Annotated in this window: 19 protein-coding genes and 1 pseudogene; 8 read left to right on the top strand and 12 right to left on the bottom strand. The window is 74.3% G+C overall.

Translation table 11 applies throughout. The features are described 5' to 3' along the window. Positions 1 to 87: 87 nt before the first annotated feature. Together ABZ495_RS24580 and ABZ495_RS24575 are read right to left on the bottom strand one after the other, a co-directional pair. Positions 88 to 1,149, bottom strand: a complete 1,062-nt coding sequence (locus tag ABZ495_RS24580) for a LacI family DNA-binding transcriptional regulator (RefSeq protein WP_359812502.1) — start codon at positions 1,147 to 1,149, stop codon at positions 88 to 90. A gap of 277 nt (positions 1,150 to 1,426) precedes the next feature. Further along, on the bottom strand, positions 1,427 to 1,798 hold the full coding sequence (locus ABZ495_RS24575; RefSeq protein WP_359838080.1) for a hypothetical protein: 372 nt from the start codon (positions 1,796 to 1,798) through the stop codon (positions 1,427 to 1,429). Between the two features lie 892 nt (positions 1,799 to 2,690). On the opposite strand from ABZ495_RS24575, the gene ABZ495_RS24570 reads away from it, so the two are divergent. From ABZ495_RS24570 to ABZ495_RS24555, 4 genes are all read left to right on the top strand, one after another. Further along, positions 2,691 to 3,575: a sugar ABC transporter permease gene (locus tag ABZ495_RS24570; RefSeq protein ID WP_329492391.1), complete on the top strand. Its 885-nt coding sequence runs from the start codon at positions 2,691 to 2,693 to the stop codon at positions 3,573 to 3,575. Further along, the gene (locus tag ABZ495_RS24565) at positions 3,572 to 4,468 is read left to right on the top strand and encodes a carbohydrate ABC transporter permease (RefSeq protein WP_329491603.1); all 897 of its coding nucleotides are present in this window, start codon (positions 3,572 to 3,574) and stop codon (positions 4,466 to 4,468) included. Before ABZ495_RS24570 ends, ABZ495_RS24565 begins: the two co-directional genes overlap by 4 nt. 61 nt (positions 4,469 to 4,529) lie before the next feature. Beyond that, positions 4,530 to 5,870 carry a sugar ABC transporter substrate-binding protein gene (locus ABZ495_RS24560; RefSeq protein WP_359838078.1) on the top strand — a complete coding sequence of 447 codons (1,341 nt, stop codon included), beginning with the start codon at positions 4,530 to 4,532 and terminating at the stop codon, positions 5,868 to 5,870. A 136-nt stretch (positions 5,871 to 6,006) separates the two neighbouring features. Beyond that, a complete protein-coding gene (locus ABZ495_RS24555) occupies positions 6,007 to 7,758 on the top strand; it encodes a beta-galactosidase family protein (protein ID WP_359838091.1) in 1,752 nt (583 codons plus the stop codon). Positions 7,759 to 7,859: 101 nt separating this feature from the next. Here the strand turns inward: ABZ495_RS24555 and ABZ495_RS24550 are convergent, their stop codons facing one another. From ABZ495_RS24550 to ABZ495_RS24515, 8 genes and pseudogenes are all read right to left on the bottom strand, one after another. Further along, positions 7,860 to 9,173 (bottom strand): deoxyribodipyrimidine photo-lyase, encoded by a 1,314-nt coding sequence (locus tag ABZ495_RS24550; RefSeq protein WP_359838076.1) that lies wholly within the window; start codon positions 9,171 to 9,173, stop codon positions 7,860 to 7,862. Beyond that, positions 9,170 to 10,030: a DUF1295 domain-containing protein gene (locus ABZ495_RS24545; RefSeq protein WP_329491599.1), complete on the bottom strand. Its 861-nt coding sequence runs from the start codon at positions 10,028 to 10,030 to the stop codon at positions 9,170 to 9,172. The genes ABZ495_RS24550 and ABZ495_RS24545 overlap by 4 nt, the downstream gene beginning before the upstream one ends. Beyond that, a complete protein-coding gene (locus tag ABZ495_RS24540) occupies positions 10,027 to 11,313 on the bottom strand; it encodes a class I SAM-dependent methyltransferase (protein ID WP_359808575.1) in 1,287 nt (428 codons plus the stop codon). Before ABZ495_RS24540 ends, ABZ495_RS24545 begins: the two co-directional genes overlap by 4 nt. Then, on the bottom strand, positions 11,310 to 12,122 hold the full coding sequence (locus tag ABZ495_RS24535) for a DUF1365 domain-containing protein (protein WP_359838074.1): 813 nt from the start codon (positions 12,120 to 12,122) through the stop codon (positions 11,310 to 11,312). The genes ABZ495_RS24540 and ABZ495_RS24535 overlap by 4 nt, the downstream gene beginning before the upstream one ends. Beyond that, the gene (locus ABZ495_RS24530) at positions 12,119 to 13,447 is read right to left on the bottom strand and encodes an FAD-dependent oxidoreductase (RefSeq protein WP_359838089.1); all 1,329 of its coding nucleotides are present in this window, start codon (positions 13,445 to 13,447) and stop codon (positions 12,119 to 12,121) included. The genes ABZ495_RS24535 and ABZ495_RS24530 overlap by 4 nt, the downstream gene beginning before the upstream one ends. A gap of 271 nt (positions 13,448 to 13,718) precedes the next feature. Further along, entirely contained in the window at positions 13,719 to 14,768 is a 1,050-nt protein-coding gene (locus ABZ495_RS24525; RefSeq protein WP_359838087.1) for a MerR family transcriptional regulator, read from the bottom strand. Then, positions 14,762 to 14,980, bottom strand: a complete 219-nt coding sequence (locus ABZ495_RS24520) for a DUF6480 family protein (RefSeq protein WP_359838086.1) — start codon at positions 14,978 to 14,980, stop codon at positions 14,762 to 14,764. The genes ABZ495_RS24525 and ABZ495_RS24520 overlap by 7 nt, the downstream gene beginning before the upstream one ends. Before the next feature lie 427 nt (positions 14,981 to 15,407). Next, positions 15,408 to 15,974, bottom strand: a pseudogene (locus tag ABZ495_RS24515) (sigma-70 family RNA polymerase sigma factor); the annotation flags it as partial. A 229-nt stretch (positions 15,975 to 16,203) separates the two neighbouring features. Here ABZ495_RS24515 and ABZ495_RS24510 point away from each other — a divergent pair. Together ABZ495_RS24510 and ABZ495_RS24505 are read left to right on the top strand one after the other, a co-directional pair. After that, complete coding sequence (locus ABZ495_RS24510; RefSeq protein ID WP_359838072.1) at positions 16,204 to 19,041, top strand: SpoIIE family protein phosphatase; 2,838 nt, start codon at positions 16,204 to 16,206, stop codon at positions 19,039 to 19,041. 497 nt (positions 19,042 to 19,538) lie between these two features. Continuing rightward, complete coding sequence (locus ABZ495_RS24505; protein ID WP_359838084.1) at positions 19,539 to 20,537, top strand: extracellular solute-binding protein; 999 nt, start codon at positions 19,539 to 19,541, stop codon at positions 20,535 to 20,537. Positions 20,538 to 20,862: 325 nt separating this feature from the next. Here the strand turns inward: ABZ495_RS24505 and ABZ495_RS24500 are convergent, their stop codons facing one another. Continuing rightward, a complete protein-coding gene (locus ABZ495_RS24500) occupies positions 20,863 to 21,072 on the bottom strand; it encodes a DUF6479 family protein (protein ID WP_329491594.1) in 210 nt (69 codons plus the stop codon). A 131-nt stretch (positions 21,073 to 21,203) separates the two neighbouring features. After that, the gene (locus ABZ495_RS24495; RefSeq protein WP_359838070.1) at positions 21,204 to 21,947 is read right to left on the bottom strand and encodes an SDR family oxidoreductase; all 744 of its coding nucleotides are present in this window, start codon (positions 21,945 to 21,947) and stop codon (positions 21,204 to 21,206) included. Between the two features lie 106 nt (positions 21,948 to 22,053). Here ABZ495_RS24495 and ABZ495_RS24490 point away from each other — a divergent pair, with 106 nt between their 5' ends. Beyond that, complete coding sequence (locus ABZ495_RS24490; protein ID WP_329491592.1) at positions 22,054 to 22,557, top strand: Rrf2 family transcriptional regulator; 504 nt, start codon at positions 22,054 to 22,056, stop codon at positions 22,555 to 22,557. Between the two features lie 66 nt (positions 22,558 to 22,623). Beyond that, a complete protein-coding gene (locus tag ABZ495_RS24485) occupies positions 22,624 to 23,031 on the top strand; it encodes a hypothetical protein (RefSeq protein ID WP_359838068.1) in 408 nt (135 codons plus the stop codon). Positions 23,032 to 23,096 lie beyond the last annotated feature (65 nt).

Genomic DNA, 23,096 nt, shown 5'->3' with positions numbered 1-23,096 from the left:
CCGTGTTTTTTGGGGGGGGGCGCGCTCGGTGCGGTGATCACCGTCCGCGGCCCGGCACCCGTGGTGCGCCCGGGAGGCCTGCGGTGCTCAGGCCCGGCCGGTGGCCGGGGGGCGGGTCGAGCTGGACCGGACGAGCAGGTGGGGTGTGACGGAGACGGGCTCCGTCCCGGCGCGCTGTCCGCCCGGCGGGTCGATCCGGTCGAGGAGGAGGGCGACGCACTGGCGGCCGACCTCCTCGAAGTCCTGGCGGACGGTGGTCAGCGGGGGCGCGAAGTACGCCGATTCCGGGACGTCGTCGAATCCCACCACGCTGACGTCCTCCGGGACCCGGCGGCCCGCCTCGCGCAGGGCCAGCGACAGGCCCAGGGCCATGTGGTCGTTGGCGGCGAAGACGGCGGTGACCTCGGGGCGGGCGGCCAGCTCCCGGCCGAGCTCGTACCCGGAGGCGGCGGTCCAGTCGCCCAGGGCGAGGGGCGGGACGGGGGCGCCGGCCTCCTTGAGCGTGCTGTGCCAGGCGGCGGCGCGCCGGCGCGCCGCGTAGGAGTCCTGCGGGCCGCCGATGTGCCAGACGGTGCGGTGGCCGAGGTCGAGGAGGTGGCGGGTGGCCGCGATCGCGCCGGCGGCCTGGTCGGTGTCCACCGAGGGGAAGCGGCGTTCGGGGTCGCCGTCGGCGACGACCACCGGGACGCCGGAGGAGATGTCGAAGCCACGCCGGTCGAGGATCTGCGCCTCGATGACGATCAGGCCGTCCACGGCCTGGTCGGTGAGCTGGCGGACGGCCTGCTGCACGGCGTCCTCGGTCTGGGCCTCGGCGCAGACCACGTTCACCGAGTACCCGGCCGCCTGGGCGGCGCGGGAGATGGCGGCCAGGGTGCGGGCGTTGCCCTGGGCGGCGATGTCGAAGGTGACCACACCGAGGACGTGGAAGCGCCCGAGGGTGAGGGCCCGGGCGGCACTGTTGCGCTGGTAGCCCAGCATCCGCATGGCGGACAGGACCCGGTCACGCGTCTCGGGCTCCACGTTGGGGCGGTGGTTGGCCACGCGGGAGACCGTTTGGGAGGAGACGCCCGCGAGCGCGGCGACGTCCGCCTGGGACGGCGGGCGCGGCTTGCCGCGGGTGGTGCTGCCGGGCGTCACGCTGTGGTCCATACCGGTCCGTTCTCTCGTGTCTGCGTGAACATCGTAGACGGTGCGCCGCCCGGGGCCACCGGCCCAGGTCCTGGGAATGCGCTGAGAAAAGGAGGCTGCCGGCCCCGCCCGCCCGTAAGGAGGCGGGGGAACCGGCAGCCGGTGGCGGCGCGGCCGACCCTCAGCGGCGCGCCGCCGGTCCGCCCTCCCGGGAAGCCGCGGACGCCACAGCCATGGGGCGGCCGCTGTCCGGCTCCGCGAGGGGGCGGAGGATCAGGGGGTTGGAGGGTGGCAGGCCTCAGGCGGGGAGGCCGATGGCGCGTTCGCCGTTGCGGCGCTGCTGGATGACGACGGCGGCGACGAGGAGGGCTCCTTGGGCGACGTTCTGCCAGAAGGAGTTGATGCCTTCGACGGTGAGGCCGTTCTCGAGGCAGCCGAGGAGGGCGACGGCGAGGAAGGTGCCGCCGATGCCGCCCTTGCCGCCCTTGAGGGCGCAGCCGCCGAGGGCGGCGGCGGTGATGGCTTTGAGTTCGAGGCCTTCGCTGCCGGAGGTGGGTTGGCCGGAGCCGGTGCGGGCGGTGAGGAGGATGCCGGCGAGGGCGGCGACGATGCCGATGAGGGCGAGTGCGGGAGGGTGCCGGAGGCAGGTGGAGTGGCCGCCTCCGACCATGACGGGGCCGGAGGCGGCCGGGCCGGCCCCGTGGGGGCGTGGGGGCGGGCCGGTTCAGGGGGGTCAGCTGCAGGTGACTCCGGCGCTCTGCCAGGTCGTGGCGTCGACCATGGTGGTGGCGCGAAGGCCTCCTTCGGGAAGTCCTTGCTGTTCTTGAGCTTGTCGTACATGGTCTGCACGGCCAGCGCGCCGACGTCCTTGCCGTTGATGAACAGCGCGGCCTTCATCCCGGTCGGCTTGCCGCCGCTCCAGTCCTTGCACGCCAGGTACGCCTTCGAGCACGCCGCCGGGTCCGGACCACTGGCGCAGATCTGGTCGTCCGAGGTCAGCAGCGCCACCTTGGCGTCCCGCGCGGTCTGCACGACCCGCGGCCCCACCGCCGGGGCAAAGACGGCGAGGCGAGATCAGCAATAACGCTCAGAACTCAACATGTTCAAACGCGTTGGAACAATGACACTCGCCGCCCGCGCGGGCGTCAAGCTGGTAAACCGACTGATACGCGGTCGTAATCTTCTCCACCCCGCGCCGACGCCTCCCCGGGGCCGAATCCGGTGGGCCGACAGCCCCCGACAGGCACCCCCGAGGGGGCGGCGAACCGGCCACCCCGGCCGCCGGAACCCCTCCTGACCAGGTCGGACATCCGCCCACCGGGCAGGTGTCGACTCCCCCGGCCCGGCCGCACGCACCAGCCGCCGCAGGCCTGCTGGCGGTTCATCACGAAGCCGCATCACGCCGGTACAGGCCCTTGACTCCCCCGCCATCAGCGGTCAAGACTCAACGCCAGCTTCATGTTGGCGTAAACATCGGCCGTGAAGGGCACCCCGTGAGCACGTCGCAACTCCCCGCCCCACCCGCCCCCGTCGTCCGGCCCCCGGGCCGGCCCCGTCCACAGCTGCGTTCGAGCCGGCGCGGTCACGGGTCCTTCGGCTATGTCTTCTTCGCCCCGTTCCTGATCGTGTTCGTGATCGGCATCGCGGCCCCCCTGGGCTACGCCGCCTACCTGAGCTTCTTCCAGGACCGGCTGGTCGGCGGCAACGTCTTCGTCGGGTTCGACAACTACACCCGCGCCCTGGGGGACGAGCTCTTCCGGACCGGGCTGTGGCGGGTCACCCTCTTCCTGGTCGTCCAGGTCCCGCTGATGCTGCTGCTCGCCCTGCTGGCGGCGCTGGCCATCGACAGCGGACGGCTGCGCTGGCCCGGGCTGTTCCGGATCGGCATCTTCGTCCCGTACGCCGTCCCGGCCGTCGTGGCCTCACTGATGTGGGGCTACCTGTACGGCGACCGCTTCGGGCTGATCCACCAGATCGGCGACGCCCTGCACACCGACGTGCCCCGCCTGCTCGGCGGCACGTGGATGCTCGCCTCCATCGGCAACGTCGTGACCTGGGAGTACGTGGGCTACAACATGCTCATCCTGTACGCGGCCCTGCGGACCGTGCCGCAGGAGCTCTACGAGGCCGCCGAGGTCGACGGCGCGGGCGCGATCCGTACGGCCTGGAGCATCAAACTCCCCGCGCTGCGGCCCGCGCTGGCCCTGGCCACCGTCTTCTCGATCATCGGGACCTTCCAGCTCTTCAACGAGCCGAACGTCCTGCAGTCCCTCGCCCCGGACGTCATCTCCACCAGCTACACGCCCAACATGTACGCCTACAACCTGGCCTTCAACGGCCAGCAGTTCAACTACTCGGCGGCCGTCGCCGTGCTCCTGGGCGGAGTGACCGCAGTGGTCGCCTACGCCGTGCAGGCCCGGTCGATGCGAAAGGAACAGAGCCTGTGAGCGCGAACACCACCAGCGGCCGGGCGGGGCGGGGGCGCAGGCGTTCCAGCACGGCGCTCACCGTGGCCATGGGCCTGATGCTGGTCTACGCCCTGCTGCCGCTGCTGTGGCTGCTGATGTCCAGCACGAAGGACACCGGCTCGCTGACCACCGGGTTCGGGCTCTGGTTCGGCCGCGACTTCCACTTCTTCGACAACATCCACGCCGTCCTGACCTACGACCACGGCATCTACCTGCGCTGGTTCGCCAACACCCTGCTGTACGCCGTCGTGGGCGCGGGCGGAGCCGCCTTCATCTCCACCGCGGCCGGCTACGCCCTGGCCAAGTACCGCTTCCGGGGCCGCACCGCGCTGGCCGCGATCGTCCTGGGCGCCGTCGCGATCCCCGGGACGGCGCTGGCCGTGCCGACCTACCTGCTGTTCAGCAAGGTCGGCATCGTGGACACCCCCTGGGCCGTCCTGCTGCCCTCCCTGGCCAGCCCGTTCGGCGTCTACCTGATGCGGGTCTACGCCCTCGGCGCCGTCCCGGACTCGATGCTGGAGGCCGCCCGCATCGACGGGTCCGGCGAGCTGCGCACCTTCTTCACCATCTCGCTGCGCCTGCTCGCGCCCGGATTCGTCACGGTGCTGCTGTTCTCCCTCGTGGCGACCTGGAACAACTACTTCCTGCCGCTGATCGTGCTCAGCGACCCGCAGTGGTTCCCCCTCACCGTCGGCCTCAACCAGTGGAACTCGCTGGCGACCGGCGCGGCCGGCAGCGGTGCCACCACCACCGGCTTCTACCCGCTCGTCATCACCGGCAGCGTGCTGGCGATCGTCCCGCTCGTCGTCGCCTTCCTGTTCCTCCAGCGGTTCTGGCAGTCCGGCCTGGCCGCCGGCAGCGTCAAGGAATGACGCCCCCCGCTCCCGCCCCGCCCACCCCGCCCCGCCCCACCTCCCGGCAAGGAAACCCGCCATGACCCCTGCGCACTCCACCCCGCGCCGCAGACTGCTCGCGCTCGTGCCCGCCGCCGCGCTGGCCCTGACCCTGACCGCCTGCAGCTCCTCGGGCGGCGGCGAGGCCACGCCCGCCGACCCGGCGAAGGCCCTGGACACGCCCACCACGCTCACCTTCTGGACGTGGGCCCCCAACATGGACAAGACGGTCGCGCTCTTCGAGCAGAAGTACCCGAAGATCAAGGTCGACATCGTCAACGCCGGCCAGTCGGCGACCGAGTACACCAAGCTCCAGACCGCCGTGAAGGCCGGCAGCGGCGGCCCCGACGTCGCCCAGGTCGAGTACTTCGCACTGCCCGAACTCGCCCTGTCCAAGCGACTGGTGAACCTCAAGGACTACGGCGCCGCCGCCCTGGAGAGCAAGTTCGCGGCCTCCGCCTGGTCCCAGGTGGCCATCGCCGACGGCGTCTACGCCATCCCGCAGGACACCGGCCCGATGGCGATGTTCTACAACAAGAAGATCCTCGACGAGCTGAAGATCGAACCCCCCAAGACCTGGGCCGAGTTCGAGGCCGCGGCCGTCAAGATCAAGGCGTCCGACCCGAAGCGGTTCATCACCTCCATCGACCCCGGCGACGCCGGCGGCGTGGACAGCCTGATCTGGCAGGCCGGCGGCCGCCCGTTCCAGCAGACCGACTCCACCTCGGTCACCGTCAAGCTCCAGGACGCCGGCGCCAGGAAGACCGCCGACCTGTGGACCTCCCTGATCAACCGCAAGCTCGTCGACACCGCCCCGGGGTGGACCAACGAGTGGTGGCAGTCGATGGGCAGCGGCCAGTACGCCATGTGGATCATCGGCGCCTGGGCCCCCGGCAACATCGCCTCCACCATCCCGGACACCGCGGCCGACTGGCGCGCCGCGCCCATTCCGCAGTGGAGCGCGAGCGAGAACGTCTCCTCCGAGAACGGCGGCTCCTCCGTCGCGGTGACCAGCAGCAGCAAGAACAAGGCCGCCGCCGCGGCCTTCGCGATCTGGCTGAACTCCGACCCGCAGGCCGTCCGTTCGCTCTCCGCCAACGGCCTCTTCCCGGCGACCGACGAGCTGCTCAAGGACCCGGCCTTCCTCGACCAGCCGGTGCAGGGCCTCGGCGGCCAGAAGGCCAACCAGGTCTTCGCCGACTCCTCCGCCGCCGTCGCCAAGGGCTGGCAGTACCTGCCCTACCAGCTGTACGCCAACTCGGTCTTCAAGGACACCGTCGGCCCGAACATCTCGACCGACATCAACGCCGGCCTGAGCGCCTGGCAGAAGCGCATCACCGACTACGGCAACCAGCAGGGCTTCAAGGTCACCGCGCCGTGACCCGCCGCCGGCGCGGGCGTCCCGGGCGATCCACCGCCCGCGCCCGCGCCGGCCGGTGACGAACCCGCCCGGACCGGCCGACCCGACCTCGCCGGCCGGTCCGCGCACCCACCTCTCCCAGGAGCAGCAGCACACCATGCCCGTCCTGCAGATCCACGACGAGGGGTTCACCCTCGACGGCCAGCCGCTGCGGATCATCTCCGGCGGCCTCCACTACTTCCGCGTCCACCCGGGCCACTGGGCCGACCGCCTGCGCAAGGCCCGCCTGATGGGCCTCAACACGGTGGAGACCTACGTCCCCTGGAACCTCCACCAGCCGCGCCCGGACGAGTTCCGCCTCGACGCCGGGCTGGACCTGCCGGCCTTCCTCGACCTGGCCGCCGCCGAGGGGCTGCACGTCCTGCTCCGCCCCGGCCCCTACATCTGCGCGGAGTGGGAGGGCGGCGGGCTGCCGTCCTGGCTCCTCGCCGATCCCGACATCCTGCTGCGCAGCCAGGACCCGCGCTACCTCGCCGCGGTGGAGGACTTCTTCGAGCGGCTGCTGACGCCGCTTCGCCGGCACCTGTCGACCAACGGCGGCCCGGTGCTGGCCGTGCAGGTCGAGAACGAGTTCGGCGCCTACGACGGCGACACCGCCCACCTGGCGCACCTCGCCGCCACGCTGCGACGCTGCGGCGTCGACGTGCCGCTGTTCACCTGCGACCAGCCCGGCGACGTCGTCCGCGGCGCCCTGCCCGGGACCCTGGCCACGGCCAACTTCGGCAGCCGCTCCGCGCAGGGCCTGGCCACCCTGCGCGCCCACCAGAGCACCGGCCCGTTGATGAGCACCGAGTTCTGGATCGGCTGGTTCGACCGCTGGGGCGGCCACCACGTGGTCCGCGACCCCGCCCAGGCCGCCGAGGAGCTGGACACCGTGCTGGCCACCGGCGCCTCCGTCAACCTGTACATGTTCCACGGCGGCACCAGCTTCGGGTTCACCAACGGCGCCAACGACAAGCACACCTACCGGCCCACCGTCACCTCCTACGACTACGACGCCCCGCTGGACGAGGCCGGTGACCCCACCGAGAAGTACGAGGCGTTCCGCCAGGTCATCGCCAAGTACGCCCCCGTGCCGGCCGAGCCGGTGCCCGCGCGGGCACCGAAGATCGGTCCCCTCACCGTCGAACTGACCTCCTGCGCACCGCTGTTCGCCAACCTTCCGGCGCTGGGCGAGGCGGTGCGGGCCGAACGGCCGCTCACCATGGAGCAGCTCGGCCAGGACTTCGGCTTCGTCCTCTACGAGACCGTCCTGCCCGCCGCGGGGCCGGTCCTGCTGGAGGCGGAGACGGTGCGGGACCGGGCCCAGGTGTTCGTGGACGGCCAGCCGGTCGGGGTGCTGGAGCGCGAGCGGCACGAGCGGGCGATCGCGTTCACCGCGCCGCGCGCGGGCGCCGTCCTGAGCCTGCTGGTGGAGAACCAGGGCCGGGTCAACTACGGCCCGGGCATCCACGACCGCAAGGGCCTGCTGGGCCGGGTGCTGCTGGACGGCGCCGAGGCGGCCGGCTGGACCAGCCGGCCGCTGCCGCTGAGCAGCCTCGACGCGCTGCCCTTCACCGAGGACGCGGGCACCCGGGTCGGTCCGGCCTTCCACCGCGGCACCGTGCGGCTGGCCGAGGCCGGCGACACCTTCGTCCACCTGCCGGGCTGGACGAAGGGCAACGTCTGGGTCAACGGCTTCCACCTCGGCCGTTACTGGTCGCGCGGGCCGCAGCGCTCGCTGTTCCTGCCCGGCCCGGTCCTGCGCCCGGGGGCGAACGAGATCACCGTGCTGGAACTGCACGCCGCCCACCGCGCCCGCAGCGTGGAGCTGCGCGAGCACGCCGACCTCGGGCCGACCGAGGAGTAGGGCGCGACCGGACCGCGGTGGTGGGTGGTGGGCCGGCGGGCCCACCACCCACCGCCGTTGGCGTGGCCGGCACGTGCGCCCGGGGTCAGGAGCGCCCGGGGTCAGGAGCGCCCGTGCCGGAACCGCGCGGTCAGGGCCTCCGGCTCGATGATCGGCGGCGGGTAGCCGTCGTCCAGGAGCCAGGGCCGGTGGACCAGCGGGCCGGGGAGGTGGGCGAGTTCGGGCACCCACCGGCGGACGTAATCGCCGTCGGGGTCGTAACGGTCGGCCTGGCGCAGCGGGTTGAGGACCCGGTTGGGCCGGGTGTCGGTGCCGGTGCCCGCGACCCACTGCCAGTTGAGCTGGTTGTTGGCGACGTCGCCGTCGACGAGCAGGGACAGGAAGTGGGCGGCGCCGATGCGCCAGTCGAGGTAGAGGCTCTTGGTGAGGAAGCTCGCCGTCAGGAGGCGGGCGCGGTTGTGCATCCAGCCCTCGTGGGCGAGTTGGCGCATTCCGGCGTCGATGATCGGGTAGCCGGTGCGGCCCCGGCGCCATGCCTCGGCCTCGCGCTCGTCGTGGTGCCAGTGGTCGTCCCGGGTGCGGTAGTCCCGGTGCGCGGCCTCGGGGCGGGCGGCGAGCACCTGGTGGTGGAAGTCGCGCCAGGCGAGCTGCCGGACGAACGCCCGTGCGCCGGGTCCGTCGTGCCGCAGGGCGTCGGTGGCGAGTTCGGTCGGGGACAGGCAGCCGAAGTGCAGGTACGGGGAGAGCCGGGAGGTGTCGTCGGCCGCGAGGTCGTCGTGCAGGTCGGCGTAGCCGTCGACGTCCCAGTTCCGCCGGCGCCGGCGGGCCGCCGTCTCGCCGCCGGGCGGCAGGGCGGGTGAGCTCGGACGGGCGGCGGGGAGGTCCTCGCCGCGGACGTGCTCCGGGGTGGCGAGCCGGCGGGGTGCGGCCAGCACGGTCCGCCGGGGTGCCTCCAGCCAGGCGCGGTGGTACGGGGTGAAGACCGTGTAGTGGTCGCGCCCGGCCGGGGTGACGCGGCCGGGCGCGACGACGGTCAGGGACGCGTCGTGGACGTGCAGCCGGTCGTCGAGGAGCTTGCGCAGCCGTGCCTCGCGCCGGTGCGCGAAGCCGCTCGCGCCCGCGGCGACGTGCACGGTGGCGGCCCCGGTCTCGGCGGCCACGCGGGCCGCCTGCTCGGCCGGGTCGCCCGTGCGCAGGACGAGCCGGGAGCCGGCGGCGCGCAGGGAGGCGTCGAGGTCGGCGAGGCAGTCGGCGAGGAACGCCTGCCGGTTGGGGGCGGCGAACCCCGCGGCCGCGACGGCGGGGTCGAGCACGAACAGCGGGACGACCTGGTCGGCCGCGGTGTGCGCGGCGTGCAGCACGGGGTTGTCGTGCAGGCGCAGGTCCTGGGTGAACAGGGCGATCGAGACGGTCATCGGGGGGACCTCGGGGACGACGGGGGCTGGGGGGTGCGGGGAGTTCGGGGTTCCCGCGGGGTCCGGCGGGGCGGCAGGGGCAGGAAGCCGCTGGTGCGGGCCGCGTACTCGGCCCAGCCGGGGCGGTGCGCGCCCATCCGGCGTTCCAGCATCGGCTTGCCGCTGCCGAAGGCCAGCAGGTAGGTCATCAGGAGCGGGCTGAGGACGAACGCCGCGCCGGCCGGCGTGTCGGCGGCGAGCAGGAACAGGCCCCACCACACGCAGGCGTCGCCGAAGTAGTTCGGGTGGCGGGTGTAGCGCCAGAGGCCGCGGTCCATGACCGCGCCCCGGTTGCCGGGGTCGGCCTTGAACCGGGCGAGCTGCCGGTCGCCGACCGCCTCGAAGAACACCCCGACCGCCCAGAGCGCGGTGCCCGCCCAGGCGAGCGCGCCCGGCGGCCGGTCGGTGTACTGGGCGGCCAGGACCGGCAACGCGACGAACCACACCAGGGCGGCCTGGAGCAGGTAGACGATCCGCAGCGCGTACCGCGTGCGGGCCGGGCCCTCGGGGGCGCGGGAGAGCATCGCGGCGTAGCGGGGGTCCTCGGGCGCTCCCCGGGCGCGCCACCAGAGGTGGGCGGACAGGCGCAGGCCCCACACCAGGACGAGCGCGGTCGCGAGCAGCCGGCGGCCGTCGTCCCCGTGCCCGGCCGACAGCGCGTACCCGGTGAGCGCCACCGCGGCGAACGCCAGGCCCCAGGCGACGTCCACACCCCGGTGGCGGCCGGTCCGCACGCCCACCGCGAACGCGACGAGCAGGACGACGAGGGCCGCGGCAGCGGTCGCCGCGAGGCCGAGGACGAAGGCTCCGGTGTTCACGTCGCCCCCTCCGCACGGGTCAGCAGCAGCTGGTGGACATCGAGGTACCCGGTGCGGAACCCGGCTTCGGAGTAGGCGAGGTACAGCTCCCACATCCGCCGGAACACCTCGTCGAAGCCGAGGGACTCGACCTCCTCGGGCCGTTCGCAGAAGCGCTCGCGCCACAGCCGCAGGGTCTCGGCGTAGTGCGGCCCGAACGCGTCGGTGCCGGTCACCCGCAGCCGGGTGTGGCGGGCGGCGGTCTCGGTCATCGCCCGCACGGACGGGATCCGGCCGCCGGGGAACACGTACTTGAGGATCCAGGTGTGGCTGCGGCTGCCGGCGAGCATGCGGTCGTGCGGCATGGTGATCGCCTGGAGGGCGACCCGGCCGCCGGGGGCGAGGACCCGGTCGAGCACGGTGAAGTAGTCCGGCCAGAACGGGCGTCCGACGGCCTCGACCATCTCGACGCTCACGACGGCGTCGTACTCGCCCTCCGCGGTGCGGTAGTCGCAGAGCCGGACCTCGGCCCGGTCCTGCTGTCCCGCCTCGGCGATCCGCCGCCGGGCGAGGGCGAGTTGCTCCTCGGAGAGGGTCAGGCTGACGACGCGGGCGCCTCGGGCGGCGGCACGCAGGGCGAGTTCGCCCCAGCCGGTGCCGATCTCCAGCAGCCGGGTGCCGGGGCCGACGTCCGCGAGGTCGAGCAGCCGGTCGATCTTGCGGTGCTGGGCGGCGGCCAGCTCCTCCCGGGTGGCGGTCGGCCGACGGTCCGGTCCGGGGGCGAAGAGCGCCGAGGAGTAGGTCATCGTCGGGTCGAGGAACAGGGCGAACAGGTCGTTGGACAGGTCGTAGTGCCGGCGGACGTTGCTCCGGGCGTTCGCCGCGGTGGGCAGTTCCGCCGCCGGCGGGCGCCGGACGTAGAAGCGGCGCAGCCAGCGCGTGCCGGCCGGGACGAGGGTCTCGGGGGCGCTGGCCAGCGCGGTGAGCAGGGCGACCAGGTCGGGGCTGTCCCAGTCGCCGGCCTGGTAGGACTCGCCGAAGCCGATCAGGCCGCTCTCGCCGAGGCGGTGGAGGAAGGCCCGCGGGTGGTGCAGGCGCAGCACCGGCGCGCCGGGCGGGGCGGGGCGCAGGGCCCGGCCGCCGGGGAGTTCGACGAGCAGGCCGCGCCGCGCGGCGACCCGGCGCAGCAGGCGTCCGGCGACGGCCGCGCGCAGCGGCACGTGCGGCACCCTGGCGACGTCCGGCCAGCGGGCGGGATCGACGACGGGCGTCGGCCTCGCCGTCGGGGGAACCGTGGTCGTCATGGGGCGGGCACCTCTTCCGTGGGCACTTCCGTGGGCTCTTCCGTGGGTGTGGACCGCTCTGCGCACCGGTCCGGGCCGGCGGTCGGGCGGGGGTGGACGGGCAGGCCGCTCAGCCAGAGGCGGACGCCCCGGTAGCGGATGTGGAGGCTGACGGCCCAGGTGGCGAGCGGGTGGGCGAGCGCGGCACGCAGCAGGGCGGCGGGGCCGGCCGGGCGGCCGGTGCCGCGGACGGTGGCCGTGAAGGCGCGGCCGCCGCCGCGGTCCAGGTGGACGGTCAGGGCCAGCCGCTCCCCCGGCTCCGGCAGCACCATCCGGTAGCGTCCGTCGACCGGGAAGAACGGTGAGACGTAGAAGTCCTTGGGGGTCTCGGCACGGCCGCCGGGATCGGGCGGCAGCAGGTAGCGGTGGCGGCCGCCGTAGGTGTTGTGGACCTCGACGACCGTGCAGAGCGGGTGGCCCGCGCCGTCGCGGCACCAGTACACGGTCAGCGGGTTGAACACGTGCCCGAGCGACCGCGCCTGGGTGAGCATCAGGATCCGGCCCTCGCCGAGCCGTACGCCGTGCTCGGCCAGGTACCGGTCGAAGTCCTGACGGATCGTCAACTCTCGCTCGCCCCGGTCGATCCGGTGGTCCCGCGGGCGGAAGGAGGCCAGCGGACGCAGCGGCCACGGCACCCGGGGGAGGCGGTCCGGGTCGACCAGCCACAGGTAGCCGCGGTGGCGGAACGGCGGCCTGGGCGGATCGGTGCGCACATGGGTGGTGAGGGTGTCGTAGAGGACCGCGCCCCAGGGCCCGGGCGGGGTGGTCACGGCGCGCCCACCCCCAGCAGCGACCGGGCCGCCTCGACCCCGGACCGGCAGCCGTCCTCGTGGAAGCCCCAGCCGTGGTAGGCGCCGGCGAACGCGGTGCGGGCCGTGGCGAGTTCGGGCAGCCGGCGCTGCGCGGCGAGGGTGCCCGCGGTGTAGACCGGGTGCTCGTAGACGGTGCGGGAGACCACCAGGTGCTCCGGGACGGGCTGGTCCCGGTCCTCGTTGAGGGTGACCAGGTAGTCGTCGTCGGCGTCCAGCCGGAGCAGCCGGTTGAGGTGGTAGCTGACCCGTACCCGGTCCGAGGGGGCGGTGCAGTGGGGCATCCGGTAGTTCCACGAGGCGCGGGCCCACCGGGCGGTGGGCAGCACGGAGGGGTCGCGGTGCAGCACGGTCGGGTTGCGCGAGTAGGTGAAGGCGCTGAGGATCTCCAGCTCCGCGTCGGTCGGATCGGCGAGCAGGCGCAGCGCCTGGTCGGCGTGGGTGGCGACGACGACGGCGTCGGCCTCGGTCCGGTGTCCGTCCGCGGTGACGACGCTGACCCCGTCCGGGTGCCGGCGCACCGCCCGGACCGGGGCGGACCGGCGGACGGTGGTGAGCCGCTCGGCGATCCTCTCCACGTACGTGCGGGAGCCGCCGACGACGGTCCGCCAGGCCGGCGCGCCGGTCACCCCGAGCAGGCCGTGGTTGTCGAGGAACGTGAACAGGTACCGCGCCGGGTAGTCGCCCGCCAGGTCGGGGGCGCAGGACCACACCGCGGACACCACCGGGGTCATGAAGTGGCTCACGAAGTACGGGGAGAAGGCCTCGGCGGTGAGGAAGTCACGCAGGCTGGGGTCGCCGGCGGCCGGGTCGGCGAGCAGGCGGCGGGCCCGCCGGTGGAAGCGCGGCACCTCGGTGAGCATCCGCAGGTACCGGCCGCGCGTCAGGGCGTCGGGCCTGGCCAGCAGGCCGGCCGGTCCGCGCGCGCCCGCGTACTCCAGACCGCACCCGTCGCAGCGCACGGACATGCTCATCTCGGTGTCCTGGGTGCGCACCCCGAGTTCGGCGAAGAGCCGCAGCAGGTGGGGGTAGGTCCGGGTGTTGTGGACCAGGAAGCCGGTGTCCAGGGCCAGCGTCCGCCCGTCCCGCGCGGTCGCCCGCTGGGTGTGGGCGTGGCCGCCGAGGCGCCCGTCGGCCTCGAACAGCTCGACCTCCGTCCCGACGCGGGACAGCTCGTACGCCGCGGTGAGTCCGGCCACGCCGGACCCCACCACCGCCACCCGGCGCGGACGCGCGCCGCCGTCGCCGCGGGCGGGGGCCCGCGAGGTGGAGACGATGCCGAACATGGTCACGAGAGCCCCTCCCGACGGGGCCGCGGCGCGGCCCGCTTTGTCGTTGCACCGGATCTTCGGAGCCGACCCGGTCCTTGGATTGGCCCGGCTCGTGGGGACCGGCCCGACTCGTGGATCCCGGCTCGTGGAGCGGCCCGGCGTCGGGCTACGGGACTCGCGCATACTGCGCACCGTGGCCGACGAGCGTCCGGCAGACCGGGCGGGACCGGCGCGGATCCGGCGGGGGCCCGGCGCGGCCGGGAACCGGCCCGCCGGGCGGCGGAGGTCAGCCCGTGAGCGCCTGTTCGAGGAGGTCCACGGCGCTCGCGAGGGTGCGGGGGCAGGCGGCGGCGGCCGGGGGAAGGGCGCGGGCCCAGCCGGGGCCGGCGGCCACCACCAGGGCCCGGGTGCGGGAGCCGCGCGGACCCCACGTGCTGCCGCTCACCCGGTGCAGCAGCTCGGGGTCGGCGGTGTGCCGGTCCTGGGACCAGATCATCACGGCGCCCGGGCCGATCCGGTGGACGGCGTCGAGCAGGGCCCGGAAGGGGACGGCCGCCCCCAGCATCCGGAAGGGCAGGCCGCGCTCGGTGAGCGCCGCGGCCGTCGCCTCCAGCGGGAGGGTGTGCTGCTCGCCGGGCACCGCCGCGAGGACGACGGGCGGCACCGGCCGGGTCGGGCCGGTCTCCACGGCCACGCCGCGCAGGACGCTGGAGACGTGCCAGGAGAGCAGGTGCTCGACCTCGACGTACTGCTCGCCGTCGGCCGCCCACTTGCGGCCCGCGGCCCGCAGGGCGGGCATCATGACCTCCGTCCACGCCTCGACCACCCCCAGTGCGACGACCGCGTCGCGCAGGATCCCGGCGACCTCGGGGGCGTCCAGCCGGACCGCCGCCCGGGCCAGGCCGCGGCACTCGGGGCGTACCGTCCCGACCCGCAGGGCACGGCTGCCGCCCGGGTCGCGGCGGGCCGGGATGTCACCCGACCCCTCCGTGCCGGGCGGCCGGCCGGCGGGCGGCGGTGCGTCGTGGAGCGCGGCGCGGCGCTCGGCCAGGGCGGCCCGGGCCGCCTCGCCCGGCGGTACTCCGCGGGCCGTGAGGCGGCACATGGCCTCCAGGACCGCGATGTCCTGCCGGCTCCAGCGGCGATGGTGCCCGGCCGCGCGGTCGGCCGGGCCGATGCCGTAGCGGCGTTCCCACGAGCGGACCGTGGTCGGCGACACGCCGAGGCGGCGGGCGACTCCGCCGGTGGGCAGCCCCGCGTCCTCGGGGGCGTCCGGTGGGCCCGCCCGGCCACCGCCCCACGGGCCGGCGCCGTGCTCGGCGGGCAGGGTCACCATCCCCCGATCCTCCCCACCGCGAAGCCGACGCAGCAGACCACCAGCACGGTGATCACCAGGAGGGGGATCCAGCCGGGCCAGGCCGTGTGCAGCTCGGTCGCCTCCGGGGTGGAGATGCCCGCGCAGGTCGACGCCTCGCACTCGGGCGTCTCGGTGGGCGGGCTCGCGGGCACGGGGCGCTCGTGCGCGGGGGTGCGGTGGTCGAGAGTCATGATGTCCTCCCGCTGGTGGGACGGTCCGTGGGCCTGCGTCGGAGCGCTGCCGCCCCGGGCATCGGGTGGGTGCTCGCGTGCGCGTAGGGGCTCGCGTGGTCAACCGTATACATGGCCGCGGACGCCCGGTGGCGACGGCCACCGACGGTGGCCCGTCGTCAGAAGTGACGCTTCCATGCTCGCCCGCACGGCACCCCGCCGCCCGGCGCAGCGTTCCCGCACCGTTGCGCGCGGCCGGAGCCGGCGGGCCCGCCGGCGGGTGCGGGCGGATCCCTGCCGGCGCGGCGCCGCGGCCCGCTTCCGGCGATCGCGGGCCGCTTCCGGCCGGTGACCGGCCCCGGCGGCCGGTGCCGGGGGACGGCTGGGCCGGCACTCCCCCCGGGCGCGCTCCGCCCCGGTCCGGCAGTGCGAACGCGGCCCGGAGCCGGGTCAGACCGTCGCGGATCCGGGTCTTGACGGTGCCCAGCGGCACCTCCAGCCGGTGCGCGATCTCGCGCTGCGAGTACCCGCCGAAGTAGGCCAGCACCACCGCCTCGCGCTGGACGCCGCTCAGACCCGCGAGTGCCGACCGGACCCGCAGCCGGTCCAGCGAGCGGACGGCCTGTTCGTCCGGCGGGTCGGCCTCCGCGACGTCCCGGCGGGCGAGGCTCCGGTCGCGCTCGGTGGCCGCCCGGGCGGCGCGGGCGCGGTCCACGGCCCGGTGGTGCGCGATGGTCAGCACCCACGTCAGCACCGACCCGCGGTCGGGCCGGTAGGCCGCGGCGGTGCGCCACACTTCGAACAGGACCTCCTGGGCGACCTCCTCGGCGTGGGCCGGATCGCGCAGCGTCCGCAGCGCGGTTCCGTACACCGGTCCGGCGACTGCGCGGTACAGCTGCTCGAACGCCGCCTCGTCGCCGCGCGCCGAGCGGGCCAGGAGCCGTGGCAGGTCGTCGCCGGCCGGCGCCGCCCGCTGGAGGGGGACGCCGACACAGGTCCGCGTGGGTGGGGTCACGTCCCCACGCTGCAGCGATTCCGCTCCATCGGCCCAGTCGAATCGTTTGTGCAGCGTTTTGTGTTCGCGCCGCCCGGGGTCGGCGCCGCGCCGCCGACCGTGCCCGGGAGGACTCCGGGAGGACACCGGGAGCGCGCCGGCAGCCCGCGCGGCCGAAGCCGCCCCCCAGGAGGGACCGGTCGGTCACGGTTTCCTTGCCAGTTCTGTGGAAACCAGGATAAAAGGGGGTATGAGCGTAAATTCGGGTATATTCCGGCGATGGTTCACCCGTCGCTCCGGAAAGCCCGGCGCCACCGCACCGCCCCGGACCGAGGCCGCCGCCCCGGAGTCGACGGGCGAGTCGGCAGCCGAGTCGCGCCCGTTCGCCGACCGGCCCCGTCCGGCCACCCGCAGCTTCGCCCAGGAGGTCTTCTTCCTCCAACTGCTGCTGGTGATCCTGCTCATCGCCGGGGCGCTGGTGGCCCTCGTCCTGCAGACCCGGCGCGAGACCCTGGCCAACGCCCGGGACCGCACCGTCGCCGCCGCCCAGTCCTTCGCGCACGCCCCGGGCCTCCTGGAGGCCCTGGACAGCGACGATCCCAGCGCGACGCTGCAGCCCCTGGCCGAGGAGGCCCGCAAGGCCGCCGGCGTCGACGCCATCATCGTGTACAAGCTGGACGGGATCACCCTCACCCACAGCGACACCTCGCAGATCGGCAAGCACGTCATCGGTCCGTACGCCCAGGCCGCGCAGGGCATCTCCTTCACCCGGACCTTCAACGGAGTGCTGGGCCCGTCGGTGATCTCCGCCGCCCCCGTCAAGGACGCCTCGGGCAAGGTGGTCGCGATCGTCTCCGTCCCGGTCACGGTGGAATCGGTGCAGCACTCGGTGAACCGGCAGCTGCCCCTCTTCCTGGCCGGCGCCGGCGTGGCCGTCGCGCTGGCCGCCTGCGGCGCCGCCCTGGTGAGCCACCGGCTGCGCCGGCAGACCCGAGGCCTGGGCCCGGCCGAGATGACCCGGATGTACGAACACCACGACGCCGTCCTGCACGCCGTGCGGGAGGGCGTGCTCATCACCGGCGACGACGACCGGCTGCTGCTCGCCAACGACGAGGCCAGGCGACTGCTGGACCTCCCGCCCGACGCGGAGGGACGCCGGATCGGCGACCTGGGGCTGGACCCCCGCACCGCCGACCTGCTGAGCTCGGACCGGATCGCCAGCGACGAGGTCCACCTGGCGGCGGACCGCCTGCTGGCCCTCAACAAGCGCTCCACCACCCCCTTCGGCGTGCATCGCACCAACGTGGTGACCCTGCGCGACACCACCGAGCTGCGCTCGCTGTCCGGCCGGGCGGAGGTGGCCCGGGGGCGGCTGCGGCTGCTCTACGACGCCGGGATGCGGATCGGCTCCACGCTGGACGTGGTGCGCACCGCCGAGGAGCTCGCCCAGGTCGCCGTCCCCGGGTTCGCCGACGTCGTCACCGTCGAGTTGCGCGACGCCGTGCTGCGCGGCGAGGAGCCGGACGGGGCCAGCGTCCGGCTGCGGCGCAGCGCGGTCGCCGGGCTGGCCGAGGACCACCCGCTCTACCCGGTCGGCAAGCTGATCCGGTTCGCGCCCGACACACCCATGGCGGCCAGCGTGCACGACGGGCGCTCCCTCGTGGAACCGGACCTGGCCGGCTCCAGCGGCTGGCGCTCCCAGGACCCCGAACGCGCCCAGCAGATCCTCGACTACGGGATCCACTCGCTCGCGGTGGTGCCCCTGCAGGCCCGCGGGGTGGTGCTCGGTCTGGTGAACTTCTGGCGCGCCGGGGCCTCACTGCCGTTCGACCAGGAGGACCTCTCCTTCGCCGAGGAGGTCGCCGGCCGCGCCGCGGTGTGCATCGACAACGCGCGGCGCTACACCCGCGAACACGCCATGGCGGTGACCCTGCAGCGCAGCCTGATGCCCCGCGGCATGCCGGAGCAGCAGGCCCTGGAGGTGGCCCACCGCTACCTGCCCGCACAGGCCGGGGCCGGCGGCGACTGGTTCGACGTGATCCCACTGCCCGGCGCCCGGGTCGCGCTGGTGGTCGGCGACGTGGTGGGGCACGGACTGCACGCCGCCGCCACCATGGGCCGGCTGCGCATCGCCATCCACAACTTCTCGGCGCTGGACCTGCCCCCCGACGAGTTGCTCGGCCACCTGGACGAGCTCGTCTCCCGGATCGACGTCCAGGACGAGGACAGCGAGAGCAGCGTCCAGGCGATCACCGGCGCCACCTGCCTCTACGTGGTCTACGACTCCGTGTCCGGGCAGGTGACCGCGGCCACCGCCGGCCACCTCCCGCCCGCCGTGGCCCACCCCGACGGGACGGTGACGTTCCTGCGCCCACCGGTCTCCCCGCCGCTGGGCCTCGGTGCCGGCCTGCCCGTGGAGACTGCCGAGCTGACCGTGCCCGAGGGCTCCCGGCTGGTCCTCTACACCGACGGGCTGCTCGGCGACCGCACCCGCGACCTGGACGCGGCGCTGGAGGAGCTGCGCACGACCGTCGGCGGGGCGGACTCCTCGCCGGAGGCCGTCTGCGCCGCCGTGATGGCGACGCTGCCGCCCGGCCGACCGGAGGACGACGTCGCGCTGCTGGTGGCGCGGACCCGGCTGCTGGAGCGCGACCACGTCGCCGAGTGGGAGGTGGCCCGGGACCCGGCCGCGGTCGGCCCGGTGCGCAACGCCTGTGCCCGCAAGCTGGCGGAGTGGGGCCTGGAGCACATCTCGTTCGGCACCGAGCTCATCCTCAGCGAACTGATCACCAACGCCGTCCGCTACGGCAAGGACCCGGTCCGGGTGCGGCTGCTCCTCACCCAGACCCTGGTCTGCGAGGTCTCCGACGGCAGCAGCACCGCCCCGCACATCCGCCGGGCCAAGGACACCGACGAGGGCGGCCGCGGCCTGTTCCTCGTCGCCCAGTACGCCCAGCACTGGGGCACCCGGTACTCCCCGCGGGGCAAGACCATCTGGGCCTCCCAGACGCTCGACAGCGGCGGGGCGCAGGACGAGGAGGCGCTGGGCGCCTTGCTGCTGGGCTCCTGGGACGACATCGAGCTCTGAGGCCGGTCACGGGGCGGGTCGGGCGGGGATTCGTGAGGCCGGCCAGCCATTTCCGGCGGAACCGCCCACCGGGCCGGTAGTCTGGTACTCAGCGTCACCGCGACCCGGAATCCGTAACTCATCGTCACCATCTCGGAACCGGCCGCAGGCTCCGTGGCCCGGCCGGGCGACCCCGCGGTCGGCAGTCCTCCGGTCGGCAACGCCCGGCTCACGGGCCGGACGCGGGACCCGTGGGTCCACGGGCCGCCGGACACCCCGCCGCCCGGCACCGGCCCCCGCCGAGACCTCGCCGCCCCGGCCCTTCCGGCGGCGGCCCGGCCCCCGAACTTCCCTGCACTCCTTCTGGAGGCGTCGTGGTCACACCTCGTCGAAGCCACCTGGCCGCACTCGCCGCCTGCCTGACCCTGGTGACCGCCGGGCTCGCCGGCTGCGGCGGCCAGAGCGCCGGCACGCCGGTGGCGGCGGCCCGCTCCGCCTCCGCCCAGGACATCGGCGGCATGGACGAGCTGGTCCGGCAGGCGCAGGCGGAGGGACAGCTCAACACCACCACGCTGCTCCCCCACTGGGCGAACTACGGCGGCCTGATGGACGGGTTCTCGAAGAAGTACGGGATCAAGGTCGTCAACGACAACCCGGACGGCTCCAGCCAGCAGGAGATCGACGACATCAAGCGGCTCAAGGGACAGCCCGGCGCGCCCGACGTGCTCGACCTGGGCGACTCCTTCGCCCAGTCCGCGGCCGCGCAGGGCCTGCTGGCCCCGTACCGCACGACCGGGTACGACCAGATACCCGCCGCCCAGAAGGACCACCAGGCCCGCTGGTACAACAGCTACGGCGGTTACGTCTCCATCGGCTGCGACGCCCACCGGGTGAAGACCTGCCCGAACTCCTTCGCCGAGCTGTTCGACCCGCAGTACAAGGGCATGATCGCGTTCACCGGCGAACCCACCAGCGCCGCGTCGGCCTTCGCCGCCGTGTACGCCGTGGCCCTGGCGAACGGCGGGTCGTTCGACGACATCCAGCCCGGTATCGACTTCTTCGCCCGGCTGAACGAGGCCGGCAACTTCAGCCACGCCAACTCCGACCTGGCCGCGATCACCACCGGGAAGACGCCGATCAGCATCGAGTGGGACTTCCTCAACCTCCAACACGTCGACCAGCTGCGCCCGGCGGGCGTGGACTGGAGGGTCTCCATCCCGTTCGACGGCAGCTTCTCCCAGTACTACGCGCAGGCCGTCAACAAGGACGCCCCGCACCCGGCCGCCGCCCGCCTCTGGGAGGAGTACCTCGCCTCCCCCGAGGGCCAGAACCTGCGGCTGGTGGACTTCGCCCGCCCGGTCCTGATGGACGCCATGGCCAAGAACGGCACCCTCGACACCGCGCTCGCCGCGAAGCTGCCGACGGTGGAGGGCACGCCCGCCTTCCCGAAGGAGTCCCAGGTGGCGAAGGCACAGACCGTCGTCAAGAACAACTGGCCCACCGCCGTACCGAAATGACCGGCCGCACCGACCGGTGCGCCGCGAGGGCACCGGCCCTGGGGTGGACGGTGGCGACGGCGGGATCGAGCCTGTCGCCGATGGTCCGCACCACCCGGGCGGACCATCGGCGGTTGGGCGGGGGTGCGGTGAGGCTTCGGGCCGTTGGGGGAGCTCCGCCACCACCGCTCACGGGCCCCGCGGGCACCATCACCGCGCACGTCCGCCCCGGTACCGGGGTCCGGTACCGGGGCGGAGGTCGTGCTGGGGCAGGTGCGGCGGAGGCCGGATGCTCACGGGTCGGCAGACCGACCCGAGGCCCTTCGGGGCGGTCCGGCGAGCGGGATCAGCCCGGCGGCGGCTGGCGCCGCGGGTCGGACTCCCGTGCCCCCGACAGGTCGACGGGCGGCGGCTCGCGGTCCTTGCGGCGCTGCCCCAGGACGAAGGCGAGCATGAGGGCGACGACCAGGAGGACGCCCACGGCGATCAGCCAGAGGTGTGCGCCCGCCCCGTCCGCGGCGAGTGGAGTGGTCCGGGTGAGATCGATGACTGCCATGCGCCGCGCCTTTCCGCTACGGGCCCGCGCAAACGGTGCGCGTCCGAGTACCGACGGGGCCGGGCGTCCGACCCAGGGGCGCGACACCCGCACCACACGCCCGGCGCCCGGGCCCCCGCCCGGCGCGGCCCTCAGCCGGCGACGGCGGCCGCCAGCCAGTCGCGGTAGGGGGTGGGCGCGAGGCGGGCCTCGGGGCCGGGGGTGAGGACGTCGCCGCGGACGGCGGCGAACAGGCCCGCCTGGTCGTCGGTGACGACGGGGCGCCCGTCGCCCTTGGCGGCCAGGGTGATCCGGCCGAGCTCGTCCAGCGTGAACCGGTCGGGGCCCGCGATGTCGAGGGTGCCGGTCAGCGGGGCCGCCGTGGCCACCTCCGCGAGGACGTAGACCACGTCGTCGGCGGCGATGGGCTGGAGGGGAGTCGCGGGCAGCCGGACGGCGCTGTCGTCCGAGGTCCACGACATGGTGGGCTCCACGAACTCGAAGAACTGGGTGGCGCGGACGATCGAGTAGGGGGTGGGGCCGCCGCGCAGCAGGTCCTCCTGGAGGGTCTTCGCCCGGTAGTAGTCGAGCTGGGGCACCTGGTCCACGCCGACGATCGACAGGGCGACCTGGTGGCGCACGCCCGCTTTGTCGCCGGCGTCGAGCAGGTTGCCGACGGTGGTGCGGAAGAAGTCGAGGGACTGCTCGTCGAAGGTCGGGGAGTTGGTCACGTTGACGACCGTGTGGGCGCCGGCGACCGCCTGGTCGAGACCCTCGCCGGTGAGCAGGTCGAGGCCGGACGACCGGGACACCGCCGTCACGTCGTGGCCCTGCCGCTCAAGCACGTCGGCGAGCCGGGAGCCGATCAGGCCGGTGCCGATGACGGTGATCCTCATGGTGTGCCTTCCTTCGTGACGGGGGCTTCCCCTGGGGGCAAACCCGGATACCAGATGTCCGGGACAATACTCGGATAGTCTATGTCCGAGTCAATGTGGAGGCGACATGAAGCTGTCCGGCGGCGTCGAATGGGCGCTGCACTGCTGTGTGGTCCTGACCGCCGCCGGGGAGCCGGTGCCGGCGGCCCGGCTGGCCGAGCTGCACGAGGTGTCGCCCAGCTACCTGGCCAAGCAGTTGCAGGCCCTCTCGCGGGCGGGTCTGGTGCGCTCCGTCCAGGGCAAGACCGGCGGCTACGTGATCACCAGGGCCGCCCACGAGATCACGCTGCTCGACGTCGTCCAGGCCGTCGACGGCGCCACCCCGGCGTTCGTGTGCACCGAGATACGCCGGCGCGGGCCGTTCGCGACACCAGCTGAGCAGTGCACCGAGCCGTGCCCCATCGCCCGCGCGATGGGGGCCGCGGACGCCGCCTGGCGGGCCTCGCTGGCCGGGGTCACGATCGCCGACCTGGCCGCCACGGTGGAGGCCGACAACGGGCCGGACGCCCTCCCCGGGATCGGGGCCTGGCTGACCTCGGGCGCCGACCCGCGCGGACCGGCCGCACCGTAGGTCCGCGCCCTCTCCGGCCCCCGGCCCCGCCGGATCCGGCGGACCGCGCCGCGTACGCTCGGCTCTGTGCCGCGCCACCCGAGAAAGCCCCGCCGACTGGTCGCCGACGGCCGGACGTACCTGTGGTCGCTCCGCCACAGCCACCCCGGACCGGCCGGCGAGGCCTTCACCGGCTGCCGCGAGACCCTCACCCTGCACCCGCAGCCGGCCGGCTCCGGCGGGACGCTGCGCATCGTCTTCGCCGGCGGACCCGACCGGTACGTCCCCGGCGGGTTCCCCCTGGGCTCCGGGGACGTCGGGTTCGTCCGGGGTGGCTCACTGAACCTGCACGAACCGGGCGCCGTCCGGGCCCTGCTGGACACAGCCGCGGCCCGTGGATGGCAGCCGGACCGGCGAGCGGTGGAGCTCGACGGCTGGTCGCTGCTGGAGGAGGCAGCCGCCGCCCGCACCGGGGAGCTCGGCCGGCCTTCGTGAGAGCCGACATGTAGGGGATCGGCGGCAGCCACCCATCGGGCGCGCGCACGAAGCCGAGGGACGCC

This window comes from Kitasatospora sp. NPDC005748, assembly GCF_040630735.1.
GTDB lineage: Bacteria > Actinomycetota > Actinomycetes > Streptomycetales > Streptomycetaceae > Kitasatospora.
The sequence above is the reverse complement of the archived record's forward strand: the minus strand, read 5'-3'. Positions and strand labels throughout refer to the sequence as shown.